This window comes from Streptomyces sp. NPDC020681 (assembly GCF_044334895.1).
GTDB lineage: Bacteria > Actinomycetota > Actinomycetes > Streptomycetales > Streptomycetaceae > Streptomyces.
Map to the genome: position 1 here is coordinate 495306 of NZ_JBIRTX010000004.1, position 9486 is coordinate 504791.

General features: G+C 70.8%; 8 protein-coding genes. 4 read left to right on the forward strand and 4 right to left on the reverse strand.

The window, feature by feature from the left end; all coding sequences use genetic code 11:
• Positions 1-14 precede the first annotated feature (14 nt).
• Together ACH4YL_RS12430 and ACH4YL_RS12435 are read right to left on the reverse strand one after the other, a co-directional pair.
• On the reverse strand, positions 15-542 hold the full coding sequence (locus ACH4YL_RS12430; RefSeq protein ID WP_398507223.1) for a hypothetical protein: 528 nt from the start codon (positions 540-542) through the stop codon (positions 15-17).
• A gap of 212 nt (positions 543-754) precedes the next feature.
• A complete protein-coding gene (locus ACH4YL_RS12435) occupies positions 755-1315 on the reverse strand; it encodes a sigma-70 family RNA polymerase sigma factor (protein ID WP_398507224.1) in 561 nt (186 codons plus the stop codon).
• Positions 1316-1613: 298 nt separating this feature from the next.
• On the opposite strand from ACH4YL_RS12435, the gene ACH4YL_RS12440 reads away from it, so the two are divergent.
• Positions 1614-2807, forward strand: coding sequence for a CapA family protein (locus tag ACH4YL_RS12440; protein ID WP_398507225.1), 1194 nt, complete (start codon positions 1614-1616; stop codon positions 2805-2807).
• Positions 2808-2840: 33 nt separating this feature from the next.
• On the opposite strand, the gene ACH4YL_RS12445 is transcribed toward ACH4YL_RS12440, so the two are convergent.
• Complete coding sequence (locus ACH4YL_RS12445; RefSeq protein ID WP_398507226.1) at positions 2841-3302, reverse strand: universal stress protein; 462 nt, start codon at positions 3300-3302, stop codon at positions 2841-2843.
• 223 nt (positions 3303-3525) lie between these two features.
• Between ACH4YL_RS12445 and lysX the strand changes: the two genes are divergently transcribed.
• Together lysX and ACH4YL_RS12455 are read left to right on the forward strand one after the other, a co-directional pair.
• The gene (lysX, locus tag ACH4YL_RS12450; RefSeq protein ID WP_398507227.1) at positions 3526-6828 is read left to right on the forward strand and encodes a bifunctional lysylphosphatidylglycerol synthetase/lysine--tRNA ligase LysX; all 3303 of its coding nucleotides are present in this window, start codon (positions 3526-3528) and stop codon (positions 6826-6828) included.
• Positions 6829-6940: 112 nt separating this feature from the next.
• A complete protein-coding gene (locus tag ACH4YL_RS12455; RefSeq protein ID WP_398507228.1) occupies positions 6941-7804 on the forward strand; it encodes a polysaccharide deacetylase family protein in 864 nt (287 codons plus the stop codon).
• 56 nt (positions 7805-7860) lie between these two features.
• On the opposite strand, the gene ACH4YL_RS12460 is transcribed toward ACH4YL_RS12455, so the two are convergent.
• Entirely contained in the window at positions 7861-8514 is a 654-nt protein-coding gene (locus ACH4YL_RS12460; RefSeq protein WP_398507229.1) for a class F sortase, read from the reverse strand.
• A 315-nt stretch (positions 8515-8829) separates the two neighbouring features.
• Here ACH4YL_RS12460 and ACH4YL_RS12465 point away from each other — a divergent pair, with 315 nt between their 5' ends.
• A complete protein-coding gene (locus tag ACH4YL_RS12465) occupies positions 8830-9324 on the forward strand; it encodes a hypothetical protein (RefSeq protein ID WP_398507230.1) in 495 nt (164 codons plus the stop codon).
• Positions 9325-9486 lie beyond the last annotated feature (162 nt).

A 9486-nucleotide genomic window follows, 5' to 3' on the forward strand; every position in this document is an offset into this window, starting at 1 on the left:
GTCCGTGCGGTCGGTCAGAACAGATGGATGGCCAGATGGCTCAGCGGCAGCCCCAGCTGCCAGGCCGGGGTCCACACCTGCGCGCACTCGTCCACGGCCGTGTCCATCGGGACCCCCGGGCTTGCCGCGTGCCACGGCTCGCTGTCACCGAGGTCGGCCGCGAGCAGCTCGGTCTGCTGGAGCCATCTCCAGGCGTCCGACGCCAGCGCCAGATCCGGATCGCGGCGATCGAGCGTGCGCTCCCGCTCCTCGCGGGCGGCCAGCCGCTCCACCGCCCACTCGTGCCAGGGATGGCCGTACGAGGTGAGGTTCAGCCACTCCTCGATCTTGGAGACCGCCCGGACGCCGGCGAGTTCGTCCGAGCCCTCGCAGAGATAGATGGTGAGCGCGAGTGTCTCGCGTCCCGCCCGGTACTCGAGCGAGCCGCCCTCCACGAGCGCGCCCGTGCGCAGCATCTCGTCGGCGATGTACTCGGCGCAGAGCCACGCCATGGGGATGGCCAGCGCGCCTCCGCTGGTGCCTTTGGAACTCTCGGGCTGCACCCTTCCCACCTTCTTCCGGGACGACTTCGTATGCCGACTCGGACACGAGCCTCCACCGAGAGACACGTTTGCGGGCCCGTCTTTACTCAACTTCACCGTGAGGTTTCGCATACTGTCGCCCATTCGCCGTGACCGCTGGTAGAGGGGGACACCGGCGGGACATCCGGGACGCGCGTGACGTGGCCTCAGGGCGTTACGGGGCGGGTCGGCAGTCAGCTGCCGCCGGCCGTCGTCGCGCGCGGCCGTGAGTAACCCGGCAGACAGCGGGCCAGTGCACGCAGTGCGTAGTACGAGCGGGACTTGACCGTGCCCGGCGGTATGCCGAGCGACTCCGCCGCCTCGTTCACGCTCAGGCCCTGGAAGTAGATCCGCACCAGCACGGCCTGGTGCTCCCGGCTCAGCGATTCGACCGCCGCGCGGACGTCGAGCACGGCGACGGCCGTCTCGGTGACGTCCGCCGGGTCCGGGGTGGTGGCCAGCACGCCGTCGCCTATCTCGGTGGGGCGGGACATCCGGGAGCGGCGGGCGTCGATCGCCAGACGGCGGCCGACGGTGAAGAGCCATGGCCGCATCGACTCGTAGGGACCGTCGAACGCCTCCGGGTGCAGCCAGGCCCGTACCAGCGTCTCCTGCAGCAGGTCCTCGGCGCGCTGCTGGTCGCCGTAGGTCAGGCCGAGCAGAAAGCTGAGCAGCGCCGGGCCGTGCTCCCGTTGCAGGTCCGCGATGGCCCGTTCGTCGGTGGTCGCCGGAGCGGTCACGGTTGCCGTCGCCATTGCCAACACCTTTCGCGCAGAGGTCACTGCTTCGTGCCGTATACGAACGCATCCGGCAGCGAGGGGACAGATGGCTCACCGCGGTCGTCGGCAAGCGGTCGCTCGGAGCGGCGAGTGGTGCGATGAGCGGGCGGCCGGATCCGGGCGGCGGTCTTTCGGCGGTCTACCGGCGGTCATTCGGAGTGGGCAGGTCCGTTTCAGTGACCGGCGCGGCTGCGTCGCTTGACTCTTCCCGGCGCGAACTGTGCATTCGGATTGTCATATTTATTCCGAGTTGCACTGGTTTGGGGCTGGCCGCATGACACAACGCACGCGACAGGGAACGGCAGCACTCGGCGCCGTACTGCTCGGAGCGGCATCAGGCTGCGCCGCGACGGACGAGCCGGCGGCCGCACCGCCGCCCCCGAGCTCCCAGCACCCACCGCCGTCCGCGGCGGGCGGTGCGACCCAGGAGAGCGACTTCACGCTCGTCGCGAGCGGCGACGTCCTGCCGCACGACTCCGTCATCCGGCAGGCGAAAGCCGACGCGGACGGCGACGGCTACGACTTCCGGCCCATGCTGGCCGGCGTCAGACCCGTCGTCCGCGAAGCCGACCTGGCGATCTGCCACATGGAGACGGTGTACGGCGAGAAGGGCGACTACACCGGCTACCCGGCCTTCAAGTCCCCGCCGCAGATCGCCAAGGGGCTCGCCGCCACCGGTTACGACTCGTGCTCCACCGCCTCCAACCACACCCTGGACGACGGAGCCGACGGCATCCGGCGCACCCTGGACGCCCTCGACACGGCCGGCATCCGGCACGCGGGCTCGGCCAGGTCGCCCGCCGAGGCCCGCACGCCCGCCTGGCTCAAGGCCGGCGGCGCAAAGGTCGCTCAGCTCGCCTACACCTATGGAACCAACGACTACCCGCTTCCCGAGGGACAGCCCTGGGCGGTCAGCCTGATCGACGAGAAGAAGATCGTCGCCGACGCCCGCGCCGCCCGGAAAGCCGGCGCGGACGTGGTCGTGGTCAGCGTGCACTGGGGCACGGAATGGCAGACCGAACCCGACGAGCGCCAGCTGGGCCTCGCCAGGAAGCTCACGGCGTCCACCACCGCGGGCCGCCCCGACATCGACCTGATCATCGGCACGCACGCCCATGTCCCACAGGCGTACGAGAAGGTCAACGGGACCTGGGTCGTCTACGGCATGGGCGACCAGATCGCCGGCCCGATGACCAACTACGAACGCGTCCGGGACCCGCGCGGTAACCAGGGCTCCATCGGCCGCTTCACCTTCGCGCCGCCGGTGAAGCCCGGTGAACGCTGGGCGGTGAAGAAGGCGGAGTTCATCCCGCAGTGGATGGACACGGACAGAGGGCGCCTCGTCAATCTGCCGGACGCGCTCACCCGTGGCACGGACCGGGACGAGTACCACGAGGCCCAGTCGGCGATCAGGACGGCGGTCCTCGGCCGCGGAGCCGCCAAGGACGGTCTCACCATGGGCCGTTGAGCACCCGCGGGCCCATCGGGCCGATCGGCGCGGCTACGGAACGACGGTCACCGGCCAGCGGCCCGCCTTCACCAGCCGCACCGCCACCGAACCGACGAACCGGTGGCCCGCCGACTCCGAAGCACCGACCACCACCGCGTCCGCCTTCAGCTGGTCAGCCGCCGAGACCAGACCACTGAACGGGTCGCCGTGAAAGGTGTGGAACTCCCAGCGGACGTCCCAGATCCCCTTGACCCGCTCGGCGGCGGTCCTTATCTCCTCCACCAGGCCCTCGGCGATCTCCCCGGTGGTCTCCGCCACCGGCGCCCCCATCGCCGCACCCGCCGCCATCACCGGCTGGACGTACACAATGGCGAGCAGGGCATGCTGCCGGCGAGCCAGGCCGCCCGCGTACGAGGCCGCGCGCAGCGAGGACTCGGAGCCGTCCAGGCCGACGACGATGACCTTGGGCCCGTCGGTGCCGCGCTCGAACTGGTGAGGCTGCTGCTCTGTCACATACCTGAGGTTAGGGCCTGTCGTCTGGGTCAGGCCGGATGAGTGAGCGGGGTCTGGTGCCGTGGATCGCAAGGCGGAGGAGGGAGGCATGGCGGAGCCATGCCGACCGACGACAACGCGGCGAGGCGCGGTGCCAGGGCACGCGAGCCCGGCAAGATCCAGACGACAGGCCCTAGTCGTTCCCGACAGGCGAGCCGTCGGCAGTCTCCTTACAGTGCAGATCATGAGTGCCGTCACCGTGGAGGAGTCCACTCACGTCCGCAGCCCAGTGCTGCGCAAGGTGCCCGAAGCCTTCGCGATGTTCTTCGGGGTACTCGGCGTGTACTGCGTCGTCATCTCGCTCATCCCTCCTCTGCGGCACCTGCTGCGGCCCGTCACGATGTTCCTCGACCGGGTCGCCGTGCCCGTCAGCGCGAACCTCGCCTATGCCGTGTTCCTGCTGCTCCTCGCCGCGGCCGTCGGCGCTCGCAAGAAGACCGCGTGGTGGCTGGTCGTCGGCTACCTTTCGCTGCTGGTGATCGCGGACATCCTGCTGCTGGCCTTCGACAGGCAATGGGGCTGGATCCCCAACCTGGCGATCTGCCTGATCGCAGTGGCGGTGCTGGTGGCGGCCCGCGGCGAGTTCTACGCGCGGACCAGGCGCGGGGCCCTGCGCAGGGCGCTGCTCGTGCTGGTCCTCGGGCTCGCCGTCGGCATCCTGGTCGGCTGGGCGCTGGTCGAGATCTTCCCCGGCGGTCTGCCGCAGAACCAGCGGCTGCTCTGGTCGGCCAACCGCGTACTCGGCGGCCTGGTCTCCGTCGACCAGTTCGACGGCCACCCGGCCCGCGTGCTGTTCTTCCTCCTCGGCCTGTTCGGCGCGATCGCCCTGCTCAACGCGGCCGCCACGCTCTTCCGCTCGCAGCGCATGGAGGCCGCGCTGCAAGGCGACGAGGAGGCCCGCATCCGCGCGCTGCTCGGTGCCTACGGCTCGCAGGACTCGCTCGGCTACTTCGCCACCCGCCGCGACAAGGCCGTCGTCTTCTCGCCCAACGGCAGGGCCGCCGTCACCTACCGCGTCGAGGCAGGCGTCGCGCTGGCCAGCGGCGATCCGGTCGGCGACCGGGCGTCCTGGACCCAGGCCATCGAAGCCTGGATGGACCTCGCCCGGCGGTACGCCTGGGCACCGGCCGTGATGGGCGCGTCCGAGGAGGGCGCGAAGGCGTTCACCCGCTGCGGGCTCGGCGCCATCCAGCTCGGCGACGAGGCGATCCTGAACGTCGCCCGCTTCGATCTGGACGGCCGCGACATGCGGGTCACCCGTCAGGCCGTGAACCGGGTCAGGCGGACCGGCGCAACCACCCGGATCCGCCGGCACTCCGCACTCTCCGAGGAAGAGATGCGCCGCATCGTCGAAAAGGCGGACGCCTGGCGCGACACCGAGACCGAACGCGGCTTCTCGATGGCGCTCGACCGCCTCGGCGACCCTGCCGACGACGACTGTCTGCTCGTCGAGGCCTTCGACAGCGAAGGCAGGCTGATCGCCCTGCTCTCCTTCGTGCCGTGGGGCCGGGAGGGCATCTCTCTCGATCTGATGCGCCGTGACCCCGCAGCGCCCAACGGCATCATGGAGTTCATGGTCGCCGAGATCTGCGCGCACGTCGGCAAGCTCGGCGTACGCCGGATCTCGCTCAACTTCGCCGTGTTCCGCTCCGCCTTCGAGGAAGGCGCCCGCATCGGCGCGGGACCGGTGCTGCGGATGTGGCGCAGGCTGCTGCTCTTCTTCTCCAAGTGGTGGCAGCTGGAGGCGCTGTACCGGTCGAATGTGAAGTACCAGCCCGAGTGGTATCCGCGCTTCCTCTGCTTCGGCGACGCCGGCTCGCTCGCCCGGGTCGGCCTCGCGTCCGGGATCGCCGAGGGCTTTGTCTCCGTACCGAGCCTGCGCAAGCGCTGGGGCAGGGGCAGGGCCAAGGGCGTGACGGCACCTGCCACCACCGAGGGGCTGCCGTCGATCGACTCGCTCGGACTGGTGGGACCCGACTCGCAGGCCGCGCTGGGTGAGCAGCGGCTTCCCGAGCAGGTGCGCATCCGCCACCGCAAGCTGGAACGGCTGCGCGCCGACGGCACCGAGCCGTACCCCGTCGGCATCGCCGGGCGCACCCACACACTCGCCGAGATCCGCGCCGCGCACCCGGCGCTCGCCCCGGGCGGCCGTACCGGACAACTGGCCACGGTCGCCGGGCGCGTAATGGTCGTACGCGACCTCGGCGGCGTCGTCTTCGCCGTACTGCGCGACTGGTCGGGCGACCTCCAGCTGGCGCTCACCCGGGACACCTGCCCCGAGTCCGTGCTCACGCGGTTCACCTCCGACGTCGACTTCGGCGACCATGTCTCGGCCACCGGCGAGATCGGCACCAGCGACAAGGGCGAGCTGTCGGTCTTTGTGACGGACTGGCAGCTGACCGGGAAGTGCCTGCGGCCGCTGCCCGACAAACGGCGCGGCCTCGCCGACCCCGAGGCCAAGGTCCGGCGCCGCTATCTGGACCTGGTGGCCAGCCCGGACGCCCGTGATGTCGTACGCCGCCGGTCCACCGCCGTCCAGGCGCTGCGCCAGGGGCTGCTGGAACGCGGCTATCTCGAGGTCGAGACGCCGATGCTGCAGCAGATCCACGGCGGCGCGAACGCCCGGCCCTTCACCACCCACATCAACGCCTACGACCTCGACCTCTATCTGCGCATCGCGCCCGAGCTCTACCTCAAGCGGCTGTGCGTCGGCGGCATGGAGAAGGTCTTCGAGCTGGGCCGCACCTTCCGCAACGAAGGCGTCTCCTACAAGCACAACCCCGAGTTCACGATGCTGGAGGCCTATCAGGCCTTCGCCGACTACGACGTGATGCTCGAGCTGACCCGCGAACTGATCCAGGGCGCGGCCACCGCCGCCTTCGGCTCGCCCGTCGCCCACAAGGCCGACGCGGACGGAAAGCTCGTCGAGCACGACATCTCGGGCCCCTGGCCGGTCAAGACGGTGTACGGAGCGCTGTCCGAGGCGCTCGGCGACGAGATCGACGCCGACACCGACGAGGCCGCCCTCAGAAGCCTCTGCGACCGGGCCGGAGTCCCGCACATCCCGGACGACACACGCGGCGACGTGGTGCTCGAGATGTACGAACGGCTCGTCGAGGAACGCACCAAGCTGCCCACCTTCTACAAGGACTTCCCGACCGACGTCTCCCCGCTGACCCGCCAGCACCGCCGCGACCCGCGGCTGGCCGAACGCTGGGACCTGGTCGCCTTCGGCACGGAACTGGGCACCGCCTACTCCGAGTTGACCGACCCGGTGGAGCAGCGGCGCAGGCTCACCGCACAGTCGCTGCTCGCGGCCGGCGGCGACCCGGAGGCGATGGAGCTGGACGAGGACTTCCTGGACGCGCTGGAGTACGCGATGCCGCCGACCGGCGGGCTCGGCATCGGGGTCGACCGGCTGGTCATGTTCCTCACCGGACTGACCATTCGCGAAACCCTGCCCTTCCCCCTCGTCCGCCGCACCTGAAGACACCACCCAGTCGCCCGCCTGCGCCGTTTCACTGCTCTCATCGGGTACTTTCGCCCCCTGAGCCGTGTTGATGAAGGGCGAACCGCGCGCGCCGTGCGAGCAGTTGGTCATGAAAAAGGACCAGATGCTTTCCAGTCGCCGTTCGATGCTCCGGATCTTCGCCGGACTCGGCGGCGTGGCCATCACGGCGGGGACGCTTCTCACCGAGCGGGCGGGGACGGGCGGCGCGGCCGCCGAGGGCCCGGGAGGTGCCTCCGCCGCCCGACCGGCCGCCGGCCCCGCGGTCGCAGCGGGCCCGCCCGTGAAGGCTTCGGCATACCGGCTGCAGCCGATGACGGCCTATACGCCGCCGCGATTCCGCAGGGCGCTGCCGCCGGTCCGCCAACAGCCCTTCCTGCGGCTGTCCGAGCCCGGCCGGACGATGGTCCTGACCTTCGACGACGGCCCGGATCCCCGCTACACGCCGGACATCCTGAGCACCCTGCGCGAGTACGACGTGCCCGCGATGTTCTTCGTCTGTGGCGAGATGGCGACCGGCAACCGTGACCTGCTGCGCGAGATGGCCGACGACGGCCACGTGGTCGGCAACCACTCCTGGACGCATCCGCTGATCCCCAAGCTGCCGCCGTCGCGTATCCGCGCCGAACTGGGCCGTACCAGCGAGCTGATCGAGAAGGTGCTCGGCATGCCGCCGCTCTGGTACCGCGCGCCGTTCGGGGCCTGGAACAAGCGCTCCTTCGAGATCGGCGCGGAGCTCGGCATGGAGCCGCTGGCCTGGACGCTGGACACGTTCGACTGGACCGAGCCCGGGACGAGGTCGATCGTCCGCCGGGTGCTGGACGGCGCGGAGCCGGGCGTGGTGGTGCTCTCGCACGACGCCGGAGGCGACCGCTCGCAGAGCGTCGCGGCGCTGCGGAGCTATCTGCCGCGGCTGCTGGACGAGGGCTACCGCATCACCGTGCCGCGCCGCTGAGCCTTCGGTGAGCCACCGGGTCCCGTCCCGGGACCCGGTGGTCAACGGGTCTTGAATCAGTTGGACTTGAGCAACCGGGCGAAGACGACGACGTTGCCGTCGTAGCCGGTCGCCTTCGAGTAGCCGCCGCCGCAGGTGATCACGCGCAGCTCGGGATAGCCCGTGTCGCCGTACACCCGCGCGCCGGGGAAGTTGTCCTTGGAGAACACTTCGACGCCGTACACCTCGAAGACCGCCGTCTTGCCGTCGAAGCGCTCCACCTCGACGTGCTGCCCCTTCTCGATGGAGCCGAGGCCGTAGAAGACGGCCGGTCCGGAGAGGTTGTCGACATGGCCGACGATGACCGCGGTGCCGCGCTGGCCCGGGGCGATGCCGTTCTGGTACCAGCCGGCGATGTTGGGGTCCTGCGGCGGCGGGGCCTCGATCCAGCCGTCCTGGTCGACGCCGACGTTCATGACCGGGGCGTCGACCTTGATGGCGGGGATCCTGACGCGTGCTGCCGGGGCGTACGTCATCGACCGCGGCGGCACCAGCGGCGCGAACGTCTCGCCGTTCGGGCGGTTCAGTGACGCGGCCGCGGCCGGCTGCGGCGGGCCGAGTGAGACGTCGACGCCGTTCTTCATCAGCGCGATCCCGGTGAGCATGACGAGGGCCAGCACGCCCCAGGGCGAGCGCTTCCTCGTCTCCGAGCCGCTGTAGTCCTGGCCCATGGTTCTCCTTCGTACTCGGCGCCTGCTAGGCACGCTAAGTGACCGCCGCGGGACCGGCGACGGGGGAAGGGCGAACGGGTGGCGGGCGCACGTGGGGATGGCCCATCCGAGTAGATCGTCAGACAAAACTTCTGACGGTCTGTGACCTGCGGCTCCGTCAGATCTCTCGGCGCGTCGTCGGCGTGTCGCCTCACCGGGGTGGACCAGCGCCGAAATGCGCGGAATGTTCTGCCCGGTGAGGGTTCGTCATGGAAGGCGTACTCGTCGAATTTCCCGGAGCGCCGCTTTGGGGCGTCTTCCTCAGGAGGTTCAACGATGCGTGCTTCACGCGCTTTCGCAGTGGCCGCGGCCGCCTGCGTGGCCGTCGGGCTCTCTGCCCCGGTGGCCGCAGCGGGCGGCGACCAGCAGAGCCAGATCCATGTCTCCGTCAGTCCGCAGTCCGTCCAGCCGGGCGGCAACCTGCACATCACCGTCCAGGGCTGCAACCGCGGCGGCACGATCACGTCCAACGCCTTCCCGCAGACCAATCTCCCCGCCAACCGCGGAGGCACCTCGACCGCCACCGCCCGGATCCACAACGACGCATCGCCTGGCCAGTACCACCTGGCAGTCCGGTGCAACGACAACCCGATGGTGGCGACCGCGCAGTTCACGGTGCTGCCCGGCCGGGGCGCGGAAGGCGGTCTCGGCGGTTCGGTCGGTCCGACCTCCGCCGAGATGGCGGTCGGCGCCGGACTGGTCGTCACTGCGGCCGTCGGCGGCTCCCTGTTCCTCGCCCGTCGCCGCCGCACGATCAGTGGAAAGGCCTGACCGGCCGAACCTCCCGGTCGGCCTTGGGGGTGCCCCCAACCGCCCGGGGCCCCCCCCCCCCGCGGGGGGGGCGGGGGGGGGGCGGGGGGGGGGGGGGGGGGGGGGGGGGGGGGGGGCGCCCCCCCGGGGGGGGGGGGGGGGGGGCGCGGGGGGCGGGGGGGC

Excerpts from the sequence above, each read along its gene's own strand:
- ACH4YL_RS12440 (WP_398507225.1), top strand. The coding sequence starts at position 1,614 with ATGACACAACGCACGCGACAGGGAACGGCAGCACTCGGCGCCGTACTG.
- ACH4YL_RS12460 (WP_398507229.1), bottom strand. The coding sequence starts at position 8,514 with ATGGGCCAGGACTACAGCGGCTCGGAGACGAGGAAGCGCTCGCCCTGG.
- ACH4YL_RS12455 (WP_398507228.1), top strand. The coding sequence starts at position 6,941 with ATGAAAAAGGACCAGATGCTTTCCAGTCGCCGTTCGATGCTCCGGATC.
- lysX (WP_398507227.1), top strand. The coding sequence starts at position 3,526 with ATGAGTGCCGTCACCGTGGAGGAGTCCACTCACGTCCGCAGCCCAGTG.
- ACH4YL_RS12465 (WP_398507230.1), top strand. The coding sequence starts at position 8,830 with ATGCGTGCTTCACGCGCTTTCGCAGTGGCCGCGGCCGCCTGCGTGGCC.
- ACH4YL_RS12435 (WP_398507224.1), bottom strand. The coding sequence starts at position 1,315 with ATGGCGACGGCAACCGTGACCGCTCCGGCGACCACCGACGAACGGGCC.